Origin of the sequence: Mycobacterium sp. UM_11 (assembly GCF_001414075.1) — a bacterium.
GTDB lineage: Bacteria > Actinomycetota > Actinomycetes > Mycobacteriales > Mycobacteriaceae > Mycobacterium.
On record NZ_LATC01000106.1, the window covers coordinates 1 to 15,766 of the forward strand.

The window sequence follows — 15,766 nt, forward strand, 5'->3', positions numbered from 1 at the left end:
AGATGTGTATAAGAGACAGCTCTGGGACTTCGCTTGCTGGACAAGGATTTGCGAGTGCTGGCGGAGTTGAAGCGCAGTCCGCAGCCCAGCGCCAACGGCTATCCGCAGATGAACATGTTCGACCAACCGGAGTTGGAAGCGATGATGCGCGCCAACCTCAAGCAGTACCCTCACGTGGTGTTGAAGGGTGACGTCGAGGTCACCGCAGTCACCCAGAACAGATCCGGCCGCGTCCGGGTCAGCTTCCTCGACCGCGTGCGCGGCGGCGAGCAGTCCGTCGAGGCCGGCTACGTGTTCGGCTGCGACGGTGCCAACAGCATGGTGCGTGCGTCCATCGGTTCACACATGTACGGGCCGTCGTTTCAGCAGGACTGGTTGGTCATCGACGTCGATACGGAGGCCGAACTAGGTCAGTGGGAGGGCTGCCACCAGCTGTGCAGCCTCGAGCGTGCCGGCACCTACATGCGTGTCGGGCAGACCCGTCACCGTTGGGAATTCCGGCTGCTCGACGGGGAGACCGCCGCCGACTATCAAACCATCGAACGCATCGAGCCGTTGATCAGGCCGTGGCTGGGCGACGTGGCCGCCGAAGAGTTACGACTCGTGCGCGTGACGGCGTACACGTTCCGCGCGAAGGTGGCCAGTCGCTGGCGGGACGGAAACGTGTTCATTCTCGGTGATGCCGCGCATCTCACTCCGCCGTTCGTTGGCCAAGGCATGGCGGCGGGTCTTCGTGACGCTTTGAACCTGAGTTGGAAAGTTGCTGGCGTGCTTGCTAATTCGCTGCCGGAGAGCGCACTCGACACATACGAACAGGAGCGCAAAGCACACGCCGCGGCGATGATCTTGATGGCCGTGTCGGTGGGCGCGGCGATGACCGGGGGAGGCGCGGCCGGCGACCTGGTTCGGCACGTGGTGTTCCCGCGCGTGCAGAGCCTGCGCCTGCCCGGCACGCGGACCAGCGCCGCCGATGGTGTCGCCCCGGGCCTGCGCAGGTCGTCTCTGGTGGTCAAGTCCCGCGTGCCGGGGCAGTTGGCCGGAACGCTGTGCCCTAACCCGACGCTGGGCGACGGCCGGCACCTCGACCAGGTCATCGGCAACCGGTTCGCGGTCGTCAGCTCCGCACCACTGAGCACCGCGCAGCAGGAGAAGCTCGGCCGCCGCGGAGCGACCTTCATCACGGTGTCGGCTGACAGCCAACTCGGTCGCTGGCTGCGGGGCGGCAGGGCGACCGCGGCAATCATTCGGCCTGATGGCGCGGTGATGCGGACGGGCAAGGATCTTCAGACGCTTTGCGACGCCGTGCCCACGTTCGCGGTGGACCACGTCGATGTAACCGAGAGGGAACGCCGATGACCGAGCTACTGGTGCTCAATGATGGCAAACAGGAATTGCAGGCGGTGTCCTTGGACGGTGCCCGCGTGCGGACCCTGCTCACCGGCCTCGACGAGCGGCCCGACGGCATCGTGGTCGACGAGTCACGCGGCCATGTGTATTGGACGAACATGGGCGCCCCGGATCCAGGGGGTGACCCACGTTCGGAAGTCGCATACGCCCGCAACGGATCACTTGAACGTGCCGACCTCGACGGCGGTAATCGGGTCACCATCGTGCCGCGCGGAGCGTTCACGACCGGCAAGCAGCTCACCGCCGATTTCGAGGCCGGCGTGCTGTATTGGTGTGACCGGGAAGGCATGCAGGTGCTGTCCTGCAACCTCGACGGCAGTGACCTGCGTCCCTTGGTGGTCGCGGCCGTTGGGGACAAGGAGGCGCGCACGATCGCCAACCACTGTGTCGGCATCGCCATCGATCTGGATCGTCGCCTGCTGTACTGGACGCAAAAGGGTGCACCAAAAGCCGGTGAAGGCAGGATATTTCGCGCTCCGCTCGAGCTGCCGGCCGGCGTCAGTCCGCAGCATCGTGACGACGTCGAGCTGCTTTACCATGACCTGCCCGAGCCTATCGATCTGCACCTTCTCGGAGGTACGACGTTGGTGTGGACCGACCGCGGCGCCGAGCCGGACGGCAACACGCTCAACCGGTCGACAGTGCAGCCGGTGCTTGGTCCGGCCCAGATTCTGTCTCGCGGATATCACGAGGCGATCGGGGTAGCGGCCCTTTCTGACTCGGAGTTCTATGTCGGAGATCTTGGCGGGGGCATCCGCTATGTCAACGTCGACGCGGGCGTCGATACCGAGCTGGTGCACCTGGGATACGGCCTCACCGGCCTAGCCCTTGCCCACCGGTGACAGCTCGTGCGACGACCGATGGGCGGTGAAGATGACCGGGATGGTGGATCTTTGGCACAACGTGACTCCCGGCCAGGGCACGCTGCTGGGTGGCGCTTTCGTCGTGTTGGCGGGTGTCATCGCTTTCGCCACGGGCTCGCTGGACCGGAGGTCACGGCAGAAGCGATTCCATTATGAGGAGATGAAAGCGCTGTATGCCGACGCGTTGCGGATCGGGCGAGACCTCGAGATCCTCAAGGCGTTGCCACCGCAGGAGCGCAGAGAGCTGCTGACCGAGAAGGCGGAGGCCATCGACCGGGTGATCAGCGAGCTCGCGCTCACCGGTAACTACCAAACCGCGGATCTGGCCATCGCCTACGCCTATCAGCAGTCGGTTCAGCTCGGTGTGTGGGTGAGGGAAGTGGAGGCCGACGACGGGTTGATGGACCGACTGGACAGGTGGTTGCACAACATGCCCGAAGGCCAGCGAGCGGCGTTGAAGACCTACGAGAACGTCAGCGTCAACCGTCGGGATGTGGTGCAGGCAGCGCGCAAAGAACTCGGTTTGTACGTGCCGATGTGGTCACGGCACCGTCGCGTGCTCCGGGAGAGAATCGCGACTGCGCAGTTTCCGCTCAACTGATCCACGGTCGCAACAAATCTGCTATTCGCCAATATGTTTCGTCTTTGACCGGCCTCCGGGCCGACCGGATCGCCACATGCGATCATCTCGTCAGTCAACAGGTGCGCACAGTGGTGACCTATCCGACGTACTGCTGGCGCGGCAACACGTCGGGGCGCATCAACGACCGCAGGGTTGTGCCTTCGGCCGCCGGGGGCTGACCGGGCGCCCCTCCTCTGGTGGAGGGGCTAATCGGTGTGCTTGCCAAGCCGATCGGGGGAGCCGACGGGCCGAGATCGGTTTCGCTGACGAGATTCACCGGTAACGGCCTGGCGGCCAGAGCATTTGGCGACGCGGAGGCGCTCCACGCTCGTGGCACCGACAGGGCTCCGACGGTGGCCGCGCGTCCGAGCCCCACCGACACCGCACCGCCGGCCTGTGGCCAGCCGGCCGAGCCAAGCGTGGTCGCCACCTGGCTGAGTCCGGCGCTCACCCTGGTGAGTGCGGCTGCCGTGGAGTCGGCAGCCGCAGCGCCCGACCCGGACAGAGTCGAGCACGCCGACAAGACGATGGAGGGGACCGTTGCGAAAGCGCTGATCCCAGAATTCACGGTGTCGGGCGCCAACGCATTGTTCAGGTCGCTGAGAATCTGTTGAACGATCGTGTCGACGGAGGGCCCGGCCGCCCCGGCGGTAGCGGCCCCCGGGGATTGCAACCCGGTGGCGTTGGTGTTCCGTTGCGGCGCAGGGAAGGGCGTCAACGACGCCACGGCGGCCGAAGAGCCGGCGTAGCCGTACATGGCGGCCGCATCTTGGGCCCACATCTCGGCGTATTGAGCCTCCGTTGCCATGATCGCAGGCAGGTTGATGCCCAAAATGTCAGTCGCGATGAGCATTGCCAACTGCGCTCGGTTTGCCGCGATCACCGGCGGGGGGACCGTGGCCGCGAACGCCGCCTCGAACGCCGACGCAGCGGACCGGGCCCGGTTGGCCGATTGTTCGGCCTGCGATGCGGCGGCGCGTATCCACGTCACGTATGCCGCCGCGGCGGCGGCCATCGACTGCGATGATGGGCCGCGCCAACCTTTTCCGGTGAGCCCGGATATGACCGCGGAGTAGGAGACCGCCGCGGAAGACAGCTCCGCGGCCGCCAGCTCCCACGCGGCCGCGGCGCCCAGCAACGGAACCGACCCCGGTCCCGCATACATGCGGCCGCTGTTGATTTCGGGCGGGAGCGCTTGAAAGTCCATCCGGAATGCCGTGTTCAGCGGGTCGTGGCCGCATTAGCGACCTCGGTGAGGGCGTACGAACCGGCGGACGCTTGCAAGGTAGCGACGAACATCTGGTGGATCACGCCTGCCTGTGCCCCGATCTCCTGGAACAGCGCCCCGTGGGCCGCGAACGCGGCAGCGACCAGCGCGGAAACCTCGTCAGCCGCCGCGGGCGCCAGCCCCGTCGTGGGCTGTGCCACAACCGAATTCATGGCGGCCATCGCCGTGCCGATTGCGGCCAGATGTCCCGCTGCCGCGGTCAGATCTTCGGGTTGTGTGGTGACAAACGACATCTGAACTCCCAGTGCGTGATTCGGCCGGCGCGTGAAATCACCGATTGGCGACCTCAACACCTAGCATCGCCGTGGTACGGGCTGATGTCGTCGGCGCTAGCGGCCCCATGGGATTCCGGCTAGCTGTAATTCTCGAGGTGGTCCAACAACCGCCGCATCGGACAGTCGCGCCGGTCGAGTCCGCCGTTACTCGCCGAGCCCGAGGGCGCCTCGGATCGCGTCCCCTGACAGGTCCGCCTTCGGTATGAAGGCGAGAGCCGAGCTGGTAGAGACGAGCTCCGCGAAATCCTCTTCGGCATGCGTGGAAATCAAGATCGTTGGCACGTGCGCGCCCGACCCATCGCGGTGCAGCAGTTCGACGATCTCGAAACCGCTTGCCTCGCCGAGATCGATATCGACGAGAGTGACGTCGGGCCTCAACTCCTGTACGCGCCGCAAGCCCTCTGCGAAAGATGTCGCCACCGCCAGCACGCTTATCCCCTGCCGTTCAAGCAATTGCGCCGCCGCGTCGAGGAAGTCCTGATTGTCATCGACAATCACGCAACTCGTCCGCCGATCAGTTCGCACAAGTTCAGTCTGGGGCAGCCACGGACCCGTCGCATGGAAGCTAGCAGGAAATTCGCGTTGCGCCGACTCGCGCTTTCCGGCCACCTGGCACGCGTGTCTGGGTGACAACCGGAAGCCGCGACGGTTGCCAGCGGTGCAGACGGGCGCCGGTCCAGCGGCAAACGTAGACATGACGCCGGACAGGCGCGAGCCGCTGCAGGAAGGTGCATGATGACTTTGCCAGAACAGTCGACCGCCGACGCCCTATCGGCCGCCGAATTCGAACAACGGGTGACGCCGCACATGGCTGAGCTGTACCGCCGGGCCATGCGGCTGACCAGTCAGCATGCCGATGCCGAAGACCTCGTACAGGACACCTTGGTCAAGGCCTTCGCGGCGTTCGGCTCGTTTCGGTCGGGGACAGACATCGGGGCTTGGCTGTATCGGATCCTGATCAACACCCACATCAGCAACTATCGCCGAGTTCAGCGGCGTCCGACGTTGCAGTCGACGGATCATCTTACTGATGCGCAATTGATCACGAGCGCGGCCCACTCGCCCAAGGGCCTGCCGTCAGCGGAGGACCAAGTGCTGAGGCGCCTCGGCCACCCGGGGGTGGCCGCCGCAATGCGCGCCCTTCCCGCGCAATCTCGGACGGCGGTCTATTACGCGGATGTCGCGGGACTGAGCTGCCGGGAGATCGCCGCGTTGATGGGGACTCCGCTCGGAACAGTGGTGTCGCGTCTCCATCGCGGACGGCGCCGACTGCGGTGGCTACTCGCCCAGCCGGACTGCGGCGCAGACTACGGTGACTCTGGGCGGCAACCGCAGATCGCGTGAGGCGTTGAGCGCCTGCTCATTCGGGTCAAGGCGCTTCAGCGGGAGTCCAGGAACGTGATGACCGCCCGCACCCGCCGGTGATCGTCATCGGTTTCCGGTAGGCCCAGTTTGGTGAGGATACTGCGGACGTGTTTCTCAACCGTGCCCTCGGTGACCCATAACCGTCGCGCGATTCCGGCGTTCGAACGGCCCTCCGCCATAAGCTCGAGCACTTCCAGCTCACGCGGCGACAGCGCCGCCAACGGATCATTCCGGCGCCGCCCGGACACCAATTCCTGTACGACCGCCGGATCGACCACCGACGCGCCCTTGGCGATCCGCTGCAGGGTATCGACGAAATCGGCGACGTCTGTGACCCGGCTCTTGAGCAGATATCCGATGCCACGGCCGCTGGCCAATAGCTCCATCGCATGCTCGACGTCTACATAGGCGGACAGCACAAGAATCCCCGTGGCGGGCAACTCCTCACGGATCGCGCGGGCGGCCTCCAGGCCCTCGGTGGTGTGGGTGGGCGGCATTCGGATGTCCACGACGACCACATCGGGATTGGCTTTTCGTACCAACGCGAGCAGCTCGACGGCGTTGCCTACCTGCCCGACGACACTGAATCCGGATCGGTCCAGCAGACTGGCCAGACCCTCGCGCAGCAAGGTTTCGTCGTCGGCTATCACCGCGCGCAACTGCGCCGGCGCCGTCCCAGCCTCGGCGGTGCTTGATTCCGTTGTCATCGCCTGACCTCCCGGGTTACCACCTGAGAAATCATCTTGCACCGCGTGCTGGGCGTTTTCTAGCGATCAACCATCGGCGGAACCCCGAATGCGATACCGCGTTCGCAAATCGCGTCATTGGTGCAGAGCGGTCCGGTCAGGTGCGCATCCGGTCAATCAGGTTCGACAGCACCACGATGCTTTCGCTGCGCTCGATGTCGGCGCTCGACCGGATCCGCTCGAGCGCCGTCTCCAGGTGACTCATGTCGCGGGCCAGCACGTGCAGGATCGCATCCGATGTGCCGGTCACGGTCGCCGCGCTGACCACCTCCGGCATGTCCACCCACGCCGCCCGCAGCCGATCGGGCGCGATCGTGCCGTGGCAGAACACCTGTACGTAGGCCTCTGTGTTCCAGCCGAGCGCGTTGCGGTCGACGACCGTGGTGAAACCCTTGATGACGCCGGCCTCGAGCATCCGGTCGACGCGCCGCTTGACCGCCGGCGCGGACAGATTCACCCGCTCGCCGATTTCGGCGAACGTGGCACGCGCATGCTCGGTCAGTTCGGCGAGGATGCGGGCGTCGGTCTCGTCGAGCCGCTCCATGAGGCGTCTCCCGTCTGTGCGCAACAAATCGATATATAGGCCATATTACCGCAATAAATCGCGCCTAGACACGCAACAGACAACGTTTGATTGTGTCAAGCCCGACAAATACCGTTGATTTATGACGGACCAGCACATCGCGGCGCCCGCCCCAACACAGGCCCGCACGCCCTGCGCCCGCCGGTATGCGATGACACCGCCGGCGTTCTTCGCGGTCGAATACGCGATCAACCCGTGGATGGACACCGCCACGCCGGTCGACGTCGGTCTCGCGCAGGCTCAATGGGAATCGTTGCGCGCGACCTACCTTCGGCTGGGTCACCGGGTGGAGGTCGTCGGGCCCGTCGCCGGGCTGCCCGACATGGTGTACGCCGCCAACGGCGGATTCATCGCCGGAGACGTCGCGATCGTGGCCAGATTCCGGTTCGCCGAGCGGGCCGGCGAAGCGCAAGCCTACGCCGAGTTCATGGCCTCGTTGGGCTACCGGCCGGTGTCCACTCGTCATGTCAACGAGGGCCAGGGCGACCTGCTGATGGTCGGCGAAATGGTGTTGGCGGGCCACGGCTTTCGCACCGATCGGCGGGCCCACGCGGAGATCTCCGCGGCGCTGCGGATGCCGGTGGTCTCACTCGAGCTGGTGGATCCGCGCTTCTACCACCTGGACACCGCGCTGGCCGTCCTCGGCGACCAGACGATCGCGTTCTACCCGCCGGCGTTCAGCGTCGCCGCACAGGAACAACTGCTGGCGCTGTTCCCCGGCGCGATCGTCGTGGGCAGCGCCGACGCATTCGTGCTCGGCCTCAACGTCGTCTCCGACGGTCGGCACGTCGTCCTGCCCTCCGCCGCAACGGGTTTCGCCGCTCAGCTGCGGGCGGCCGGCTTCGAACCCATCGGCGTCGACCTCTCCGAACTCCTCAAGGGTGGCGGTTCGGTCAAGTGCTGCACATTGGAGGTGTTTTAGTGACGATCCTCGACGCCAGGGCCGCGACCCGAACCGAGGCCGCCATCGGGTTGGTCGAACGCTATGCGGCGCACAACTATTCGCCGTTGCCGGTGGTGGCGGCCAGCGCCGGGGGCGCCTGGGTCACCGACGTGGAGGGCCGGCGGTACCTGGACTTCCTGGCGGCCTACTCGGCGGTCAACTTCGGTCACCGCAACCCCGAGATCACCGCGGCGGCGCACGCCCAGCTCGACACCGTCACGCTGGTGAGCCGCGCGTTCCATTCGGACACGCTCGGCCCGTTCTGCGCAGCCCTGGCCCAGCTGTGCGGCAAGGACCTGGTGCTGCCGATGAACTCGGGCGCCGAAGCCGTGGAGAGCGGCCTGAAGGTCGCCCGCAAGTGGGGCACCGACGTCAAGGGCGTCCCCGACGGTCGGGCGAACATCATCGTGGCCGACAACAACTTCCATGGCCGCACGATCAGCATCGTCAGCTTCTCCTCCGACCCCGCGGCGCGGGACGGATTCGGACCCTTCACGCCCGGGTTCCGCTCGGTCCCGTTCGGTGACGCCGCCGCGCTGGCCCGGGCGATCGACGACGACACCGTCGCGGTGCTGCTCGAGCCTATCCAGGGCGAGGCGGGGATCGTCGTCCCGCCCACGGACTACTTACCCACCGTTCGCGCGCTGTGCAGCGAGCACAACGTGCTGATGGTTGCCGACGAGATCCAGTCCGGTCTGGCGCGCACGGGATACACGTTCGCCTGCGACCACTGGGGCGTGGTGCCGGACGTCTACCTGCTCGGCAAGGCGCTCGGCGGCGGCGTGGTTCCGCTGTCGGCGGTGGTCGCCGACCGCGAGGTCCTGGGCGTGCTGCATCCCGGCGAGCACGGCTCCACCTTCGGGGGCAACCCGCTGGCCGCCGCCATCGGCACCACCGTGGTTGCCATGCTGGCCCGCGGGGAGTTCCAGGCCCGCTCGGCGACATTGGGCGCGCACCTGCACGGGCGCCTGCGTGAACTCGTGGGCCGCGGCGTCGTCGAGGTGCGCGGCCTGGGATTGTGGGCGGGCGTCGACATCGACCCGGCGCTCGAGACGGGCAAGCAGATGAGCCTTCGACTGGCCGATCGCGGGGTGTTGGTCAAGGACACGCATTCCTCGACCCTGCGGTTCGCGCCGCCGCTGGTGATCAGCGAGCAGGAGATCGATTGGGCGATTGACCAGTTCGCTGCGGCATTGCGGGGGACATGCGCATAATCAGCTGATCCAAGCAACAGGGGGCGCACTTGCCAGCCAGCTCGATCAGCCTGCCGGAGCAGATGCTGCGGCGTCGTCCCGTTGTCGGCGCGCACGCGGCACGCGGGGCCGCCGACCACCTCAAGCGCAGTATCGGCACCTTCCAACTGACCATGTTCGGCGTGGGCTCGACGATCGGCACCGGGATCTTCTTCGTCATGTCCCAGGCGGTGCCCGAGGCCGGGCCCGGGGTGATCGTCTCGTTCTTGATCGCCGGCGTCGCCGCTGGGCTGGCGGCTATCTGCTACGCCGAATTGGCCGCGGCGGTACCGGTTTCGGGGTCGGCCTATTCCTACGCGTACACCACGCTGGGCGAGGCCGTCGCGATGGGCGTCGCGGCGTGCCTGCTGCTGGAGTACGGGGTGTCCACGGCCGCCGTCTCGGTCACCTGGAGCGGATACCTGAACAAGTTGCTGCACAACGTCTTCGGATTCCAATTGCCGCACGCGCTGTCGGCGGCGCCCTGGGACTCCGAACCGGGCGTGGTGAACTTGCCGGCGATCGTCCTGATCGTGATGTGTGCGCTGCTGCTGGTCCGCGGCGCAAGCGAGTCGGCCAAGGTCAACACCATCATGGTGCTCACCAAGCTCGGCGTGCTGATCATGTTCGTCATCCTCGCGTTCACGGCCTTCGACCTCGACCGGCTCAAGGACTTCGCCCCGTTCGGCGTCGCCGGCATCGGGTCGGCGGCCGGCACCATCTTCTTCTCCTACATCGGCCTGGACGCGGTGTCGACGGCGGGCGACGAGGTCAAGGACCCGCAGAAGACGATGCCGCGCGCCATCCTCGCGGCGCTGGCGACGGTGACCACTGTGTACGTCCTCGTCGCGCTTGCCGCGCTAGGCACCCAGTCGTGGCGCGACTTCGCTGCCCAGCAAGAGGCGGGCCTGGCCACGATCCTCGACAACGTCACCCACGGCAGGTGGGCCAGCACGATTCTGGCCGCCGGCGCCGTAATCTCGATCTTCTCGGTCACGCTGGTCACGATGTACGGCATGACGCGGATCCTGTTCGCCATGGGCCGCGACGGGCTGCTGCCGTCGCGATTTGCCACGGTGAATGTGCGGACCATGACCCCGGTGAGCAACACAGTGATCGTCGGGGTGGCCGCGGGGAGCCTGGCCGCATTCGTGCCGCTCGACAAGCTGACTGACATGGTGTCCATCGGCACCCTGACGGCGTTCATCGTCGTATCCGTCGGGGTGATCATTCTCCGGGTGCGCGAACCCGACCTGCCGCGGGCGTTCAAAGTGCCGGGTTACCCTGTCACACCGGCCCTTTCGGTGCTCGCGTGCGGGTACATCCTGTTCAGCCTGCACTGGTACACCTGGATCGCGTTCGCCGCCTGGATCTCGGTGGCGTTGATCTTCTACTTCGCCTGGGGCCGCCACCACAGCGCGCTCAATGGCGAAACGCTTCAGCGGGACGCGCTGTGACCGTCGTCGTCGGCTATCGGGCCGGCAAGGTCGGGCTTTCGGGGTTGCATCTGGGGGTGCTCATCGCGCGGACCCGCGGCACCTCGCTGACCGTGGCGACCGTTGTGCCCAAGCCGTGGCTGACGCCGTCGTTCGCCCGCGTCGACGCCGAGTACGAGCAGTGGGCGGACAGCTTGGCGGCGGAGTCGGCGAGCGAGGCCGCCCGCTTTCTCGACGGTGTGTCCGACGGCGTCGAGGTCACCTACCTGCATCGCGCGCACGGATCGGTGTCCGGGGGACTGCTCGAGGTCATCCACGAACTTGACGCCGACCTGCTTGTGCTGGGTTCGCTGCCCAGCGGTGGGCGGGGGCAAGTGCTCATCGGCTCCACCGCCGACTGGCTGCTGCATGCGTCACCCGTGCCGGTGGCGATCAGTCCCCGGAAATACCGTGCGCCCCAGGGCAAATTGAGCCGGCTCACCTGCGCCTACTCGGCCACGCCGGACGCCGTCGACGTGGTCAGGCGCTGCTTCGAATTCGGTCAAAGCTTCGGCGTGCCGATGCGGGTGATCACCCTCGCGGTGCGCGGCAAGACGATGTATCCGCCGGAGGTCGGGCTCGAGGTCGAGGATCAGGTGCTGCAGGCCTGGGCGTCCCAGGCGCAACGCATCCTCGAGGAGTTGAAGACCGACGGCGTCGTGAGCGAAGACGTTGCGCTGCAGGTGGTTACCGGGCGCAGCTGGAAAGAGGCGCTGGCGCAGGCCGAGTGGCAGGAGGGCGAGATCCTGGCCCTGGGCACCCGGCCGCGGGGCGACATCCGACGGGTCTTCCTCGGTTCCCGCAGCGCCAAGATCATCCGGGCGAGCCCTGTGCCGGTGCTGGTGCTGCCCGGCTAACGCTGCGCCGCGGCGTTGGCGGCCGCCTGCGCCTTCTTGAGGGTCACCGCGACATCGCCACGACCCAAGAACATCTCATCGAAATAAGGCCGCATGGCGTCGCTGCCGGCCGCGAAACCGGCGCCGCCGGGCGCCGCGATGCGCGGGCCGTTGAGCACGGCGAAGAACGGTCCGACGTCCACGCCCCTGGCCGTCCAGAACTCGAAGTACACCGGCTGCGCCGACAGGACGGCCGGGATGGCCGCACCGGCACGACCCAGGAACTCGTTGCCCTCTTTGCTGCCCATCCAGGCCAGGACCTGGCGCACCGCATCGGGATGCTTCGTCGCGGCATTGCCAACCGCGGCAATACCATTGGTGACGCTCACCCGGCCAGCCGGGCCCGCCGGCATCAGCGCGACGCCCCAGTGGAAGCGGGCATCGCGGGCCACCGGCGCCAGGTTGTAGGTACCGGACTGGAACAGTGCCATCCTGCCGGCCAGAAATTGGTTGCGGGAAAAGTCGCCATTGTCGTTGGTGTCCGATGCCGGCGGCGCGACGTGGTCGTCGTTGATCAGGCCGACGAGGTACCGGAAAGCCTGCACCGCACCGGGATTGTCGAACGCGAACTTGTCACCCTGCTGGAAGACGCCACCGGCCGAGCCGATGTAGTTCAGGTATATCCCCTGCGGGTCATTGGCGGCGTTGTAGCCCCACTGCCGCACCCGTCCGGCGTCGAAACCCGCGGTGTTTGCGGGATGGCCGTCGGCGTCCACCGTGAGCCGGGCGAGCATCGGGCGCAGCGTGTCGCCGCCATCGGCGCTCCACCGCAATCCGTTCAGCTCGGCGGCGTCGACACCGGCCGCCGCGAGCAGGTCGGCGTTGTAGAACACCGCGATTCCGGCATCGGTCAGTTGGGGAACGCCCCACAGCGCGCCCCCGCGGGTGAACTGGTCCACGACCGCCGAATCCCACGCCGCGGCGGAGCCGGCCGGCAGGGCCGTGCCGATGTCCATCAGCCGGCCGCTGTCGGCGTATGGGGCCAGATAGGCGTTGGACAGCCAGAAGATGTCGTCGGCGCTACCACCGGCCACATCGGTGCGCAGCGTGTCGAAGTACGTCGCGTACGCGACGACGCTGGTGTGCACCGTGATCCCGGGATGCGTGCGATTGAACGCCTCGAACGACTGCCGGTACGCCGTGGCGATCTGCTCGGCCCAGACCCGCACCGTTATCACGATTTTGCCGCCGGGGGGCTGGCCGGAATAGTCGAGCAGCACCGCGGTCGCACCCAAGAGCATCGCGACCAACGCGAGCGCGCCGGCCATCAGCGTCGAAAAGCGGGGCCGGTTCATGCTGTGCGCCCAGATTGCCGCGGTGGTCGTGAAGCGGCGAAAATTACAGCCCTGAGCGCAATCTCGACGCGTGAACGGTTCACTTGAGCCCCGAGACGACGATCGACGCGACGATGTGCCGCTGGAAGAAGACGAAAAGCGCGATAAGCGGGACGATGGCGATGGTTGTCGCGGCCATCACCAGCGTCCACTGGGAGTTGAACCGCGACTGCAAATCGGCCGTCGCGACCGTGAGCACCCGCCACTTGTGGCCGCTGGTGATCACCAGCGGCCACATGAAGTTATTCCACTGTGAGACAACGGTAATCAGCGTCAAGGCCGCGAGCACCGGCCGGCTGGACGGGATCACCACGTGCACGATCACGTCCAGGGTGTTCGCCCCATCCAGGTGGGCGGCGTTGACCAAGTCGTTCGGGATGAGGCGGAAGTGCTCGCGCAGCAAGAAGATCGCGTACGGCGAGCCGAACACGAACGGCAGCACCAACGCCCAGAACGTGTTGCGCAGGCCGAGCTGGGCCATCATCAGATACAACGGAACCACCGTGACCGTGCCCGGCACCATCAACGTCGCGACGTACACCCAGAACAGCGCGTCGCGCCCGGGGAAATCCAGGCGCGCGAACGCGTATCCGGCCAGCACCGAAAAGGTCAACTGGCCCACCAGGATCACCGCCGTCATCAAGGCGGTCACCGCCGCGGCCCGGCCGAACCCGGCCCCGCCCAGATCCGTGTAGTTGGCCAACGTGAAGGGCCGCGGCAGCTGCAGCGGCGTACCCGTGGCGAACTGGTGTGCCGAGGTGAAGGACGTCAACAGGCCAAGGGCGAACGGCACCAGGGTGATCAGCGCGCCGAGGATGAGTCCGGCGTAGATGAGAAGCCGGCTAGGTGAGGTCATAGCTGATCCGTCGCCGGAAATACGCCTGCTGCACCATAGTCACGCCGATCAGGATGACGAATAGCACCACCGCCATCACCGACGCGCGCCCGATCGCCGCCGAGCCGAACGCCTCGGCGTAGATGCGGTGGGCCACCAGGTCGGTGCTGCCGCCGGGCCCGCCGCCGGTCAGCGCGTAGACCATGTCGAAAACCTGTGCGGTGCTGACGATTCCGGTCACCAAAACGAAGAACGTGGTCGGGCGCAGCATGGGCAGCGTGATGCGCCAGAACCGTTGCCACCCATTGGCGCCGTCGGTGCGCGCGGCGGCGTGAATGTCGTCCGGGATCGCCAGCAGGCCCGCCAAGAACGACAGCGAAACGTAGCCGACGTTGGTCCACACGACGACGGCGGAAACCAGCGGCAGCGCGAAGCTGGGGTCCGATAGCCATTCGATGCTGTGCCCCAACACGGCGCTCACGGCCCCGTCGGTGGGTGCGAGAATCCAGCGCCACAGCACCGCGATCGCCAGCGGCGCGCAGATCCACGGCAGCACGTAGACGGTGCGAAACAGGCCGGTGCCGGGCAGCCGGCGGGCGAGCATGGACGCGGCCAGCAGGCCCAGCACCGTCTGCGCCGGCACCACGATCGCCACGAAGAGGGCCGTGACGATCAGCGAGTTGGCGAAGGTGTGATCGGTCAACACGGAGCGCCAGTTGGCCAGGCCCACATACCGCAACGGGCCCAGCAGGTCCCAGCGGTACAGGCTCAGCCAGATCACCACCAGGATGGGCAGCAGCAAGAAGGCGACCACACCGAACAGGCTGGGCGCCAGCAGGGCGTAGCCCAGCGCGGTGGAGCGAGGCTGTCTCCTCAGGACGCCGCCGGCCATGCAGGTAATTAAAGCGGGCGCCGCCGGGGTTTGGGGTGAACGGCCGTTACGGTGGACTCGTGACACCGGACCGGGGGATCGATGCCGACTTCCTCAACCTGCCGCGCCATGCGCTGGCCGACGCCGCGCTGTCGTCGGCCACCGCGGCCGGCGCCAGCTACGCCGACCTGCGGATTCACCGCACCGTGACCGAGATCGTGCAGCTGCGCGACGGTGAGCTGGAGACGTCGGTGGTCACCCGCGAGATCGGCTTGGCGGTGCGGGTGATCGTGGACGGCACGTGGGGATTCGCCTCGCACGCGGAGCTGGCGCCCGCCGTGGCCGCCGAGACCGCCCGTCACGCCGTGCAGGTGGCCACCACCCTGGCCACGCTCAACCGTGAGCGCGTCGAGTTGGCGCCCGAACCCGTGTACGCCGACGCCACCTGGGTGTCGGAGTACCGCATCGACCCCTTCAGCGTCCCGGCCACCGACAAGATCGCCCTACTCGAGGAGTACTCCGGTCGGCTGCTCAGTTCCGACGGCGTCGACCACGTCTCGGCCGTGCTCACGGCCGTCAAGGAGCAGACCTTCTACGGCGACACCTTCGGGTCGTCGATCACCCAGCAGCGGGTGCGGGTGCAGCCGTCGCTGGAGGCGGTGACCGTCGACGCCGAGGCGGGCAGCTTCGACTCGATGCGGACGCTGGCGCCCCCGATGGGGCGCGGCTGGGAGGTTTTGTCCGGCGACGAGATCTGGAACTGGACCGACGAGCTGGCGCAGCTGCCGTCGCTGCTGGCCGAAAAGGTCAAGGCGCCCAGCGTTTCCGCCGGGCGCAAGGACCTGGTGATCGATCCCACCAACCTGTGGCTGACGATTCACGAATCCATCGGCCACGCAACCGAATACGACCGCGCCATCGGCTACGAGGCCGCCTACGCCGGAACGTCGTTCGCCACCCCGGACAAACTCGGCACCATGCGGTACGGCTCCCCGGTGATGAACGTGACCGCTGTCTCTTATACACATCTG

General features: G+C 66.9%; 17 protein-coding genes. 9 read left to right on the forward strand and 8 right to left on the reverse strand.

Going from position 1 to position 15,766, the window contains the following annotated elements; all coding sequences use genetic code 11:
- The first annotated feature begins 21 nt into the window (after positions 1-21).
- From WU80_RS20685 to WU80_RS20695, 3 genes are read left to right on the forward strand one after another with little or no spacing between them, the layout of a single operon-like run.
- Positions 22-1,356 (forward strand): bifunctional 3-(3-hydroxy-phenyl)propionate/3-hydroxycinnamic acid hydroxylase, encoded by a 1,335-nt coding sequence (locus WU80_RS20685; protein WP_082462583.1) that lies wholly within the window; start codon positions 22-24, stop codon positions 1,354-1,356.
- The gene (locus tag WU80_RS20690) at positions 1,353-2,249 is read left to right on the forward strand and encodes a hypothetical protein (RefSeq protein ID WP_055404967.1); all 897 of its coding nucleotides are present in this window, start codon (positions 1,353-1,355) and stop codon (positions 2,247-2,249) included. Before WU80_RS20685 ends, WU80_RS20690 begins: the two co-directional genes overlap by 4 nt.
- Positions 2,250-2,280: 31 nt before the next feature.
- Complete coding sequence (locus WU80_RS20695; protein ID WP_156349689.1) at positions 2,281-2,871, forward strand: hypothetical protein; 591 nt, start codon at positions 2,281-2,283, stop codon at positions 2,869-2,871.
- Between the two features lie 118 nt (positions 2,872-2,989).
- Here the strand turns inward: WU80_RS20695 and WU80_RS20700 are convergent, their stop codons facing one another.
- The 3 genes from WU80_RS20700 to WU80_RS26465 form a co-directional block, all read right to left on the reverse strand.
- Positions 2,990-4,099 (reverse strand): PPE family protein, encoded by a 1,110-nt coding sequence (locus WU80_RS20700; RefSeq protein WP_055404969.1) that lies wholly within the window; start codon positions 4,097-4,099, stop codon positions 2,990-2,992.
- Between the two features lie 14 nt (positions 4,100-4,113).
- On the reverse strand, positions 4,114-4,413 hold the full coding sequence (locus tag WU80_RS20705) for a PE family protein (RefSeq protein ID WP_055404970.1): 300 nt from the start codon (positions 4,411-4,413) through the stop codon (positions 4,114-4,116).
- Between the two features lie 186 nt (positions 4,414-4,599).
- Positions 4,600-4,953, reverse strand: coding sequence for a response regulator (locus WU80_RS26465; RefSeq protein WP_231633878.1), 354 nt, complete (start codon positions 4,951-4,953; stop codon positions 4,600-4,602).
- 243 nt (positions 4,954-5,196) lie between these two features.
- Between WU80_RS26465 and WU80_RS20715 the strand changes: the two genes are divergently transcribed.
- The gene (locus WU80_RS20715) at positions 5,197-5,799 is read left to right on the forward strand and encodes a sigma-70 family RNA polymerase sigma factor (protein ID WP_231633879.1); all 603 of its coding nucleotides are present in this window, start codon (positions 5,197-5,199) and stop codon (positions 5,797-5,799) included.
- Between the two features lie 35 nt (positions 5,800-5,834).
- On the opposite strand, the gene WU80_RS20720 is transcribed toward WU80_RS20715, so the two are convergent.
- The gene (locus WU80_RS20720; RefSeq protein WP_055404972.1) at positions 5,835-6,527 is read right to left on the reverse strand and encodes a response regulator transcription factor; all 693 of its coding nucleotides are present in this window, start codon (positions 6,525-6,527) and stop codon (positions 5,835-5,837) included.
- 136 nt (positions 6,528-6,663) lie between these two features.
- Entirely contained in the window at positions 6,664-7,110 is a 447-nt protein-coding gene (locus WU80_RS20725; RefSeq protein WP_055404973.1) for an Lrp/AsnC family transcriptional regulator, read from the reverse strand.
- Positions 7,111-7,231: 121 nt separating this feature from the next.
- On the opposite strand from WU80_RS20725, the gene ddaH reads away from it, so the two are divergent.
- Genes ddaH through WU80_RS20745 form a run of 4 tightly spaced genes read left to right on the forward strand, consistent with a single transcriptional unit; the run spans position 7,232 to position 11,656 of the window.
- On the forward strand, positions 7,232-8,071 hold the full coding sequence (gene ddaH, locus WU80_RS20730; protein ID WP_055404974.1) for a dimethylargininase: 840 nt from the start codon (positions 7,232-7,234) through the stop codon (positions 8,069-8,071).
- Positions 8,071-9,306, forward strand: a complete 1,236-nt coding sequence (rocD, locus tag WU80_RS20735) for an ornithine--oxo-acid transaminase (RefSeq protein WP_055404975.1) — start codon at positions 8,071-8,073, stop codon at positions 9,304-9,306. The genes ddaH and rocD overlap by 1 nt, the downstream gene beginning before the upstream one ends.
- Positions 9,307-9,335: 29 nt before the next feature.
- A complete protein-coding gene (locus tag WU80_RS20740; RefSeq protein WP_055404976.1) occupies positions 9,336-10,781 on the forward strand; it encodes an amino acid permease in 1,446 nt (481 codons plus the stop codon).
- Positions 10,778-11,656: a universal stress protein gene (locus tag WU80_RS20745; RefSeq protein ID WP_055404977.1), complete on the forward strand. Its 879-nt coding sequence runs from the start codon at positions 10,778-10,780 to the stop codon at positions 11,654-11,656. The genes WU80_RS20740 and WU80_RS20745 overlap by 4 nt, the downstream gene beginning before the upstream one ends.
- Here the strand turns inward: WU80_RS20745 and WU80_RS20750 are convergent.
- From WU80_RS20750 to WU80_RS20760, 3 genes are all read right to left on the reverse strand, one after another.
- On the reverse strand, positions 11,653-12,990 hold the full coding sequence (locus WU80_RS20750; protein WP_055404978.1) for a sugar ABC transporter substrate-binding protein: 1,338 nt from the start codon (positions 12,988-12,990) through the stop codon (positions 11,653-11,655). The genes WU80_RS20745 and WU80_RS20750 overlap by 4 nt on opposite strands.
- Positions 12,991-13,069: 79 nt before the next feature.
- Positions 13,070-13,885, reverse strand: a complete 816-nt coding sequence (locus WU80_RS20755) for a carbohydrate ABC transporter permease (protein WP_055404979.1) — start codon at positions 13,883-13,885, stop codon at positions 13,070-13,072.
- On the reverse strand, positions 13,872-14,741 hold the full coding sequence (locus tag WU80_RS20760) for a carbohydrate ABC transporter permease (RefSeq protein ID WP_156349690.1): 870 nt from the start codon (positions 14,739-14,741) through the stop codon (positions 13,872-13,874). Before WU80_RS20760 ends, WU80_RS20755 begins: the two co-directional genes overlap by 14 nt.
- A gap of 74 nt (positions 14,742-14,815) precedes the next feature.
- On the opposite strand from WU80_RS20760, the gene WU80_RS20765 reads away from it, so the two are divergent.
- The coding region (locus WU80_RS20765) for a TldD/PmbA family protein (protein ID WP_197286002.1) at positions 14,816-15,766 on the forward strand (951 nt) is incomplete at its 3' end.

What these genes read in the sequence shown, in the direction of transcription:
- WU80_RS20695 (WP_156349689.1), top strand. Translation starts at nt 2,281, where the DNA reads ATGACCGGGATGGTGGATCTTTGGCACAACGTGACTCCCGGCCAGGGC.
- WU80_RS20750 (WP_055404978.1), bottom strand. Translation starts at nt 12,990, where the DNA reads ATGAACCGGCCCCGCTTTTCGACGCTGATGGCCGGCGCGCTCGCGTTG.
- WU80_RS20705 (WP_055404970.1), bottom strand. Translation starts at nt 4,413, where the DNA reads ATGTCGTTTGTCACCACACAACCCGAAGATCTGACCGCGGCAGCGGGA.
- WU80_RS20700 (WP_055404969.1), bottom strand. Translation starts at nt 4,099, where the DNA reads ATGGACTTTCAAGCGCTCCCGCCCGAAATCAACAGCGGCCGCATGTAT.
- WU80_RS20725 (WP_055404973.1), bottom strand. Translation starts at nt 7,110, where the DNA reads ATGGAGCGGCTCGACGAGACCGACGCCCGCATCCTCGCCGAACTGACC.
- WU80_RS20720 (WP_055404972.1), bottom strand. Translation starts at nt 6,527, where the DNA reads ATGACAACGGAATCAAGCACCGCCGAGGCTGGGACGGCGCCGGCGCAG.
- WU80_RS20755 (WP_055404979.1), bottom strand. Translation starts at nt 13,885, where the DNA reads ATGACCTCACCTAGCCGGCTTCTCATCTACGCCGGACTCATCCTCGGC.
- WU80_RS20690 (WP_055404967.1), top strand. Translation starts at nt 1,353, where the DNA reads ATGACCGAGCTACTGGTGCTCAATGATGGCAAACAGGAATTGCAGGCG.
- ddaH (WP_055404974.1), top strand. Translation starts at nt 7,232, where the DNA reads ATGACGGACCAGCACATCGCGGCGCCCGCCCCAACACAGGCCCGCACG.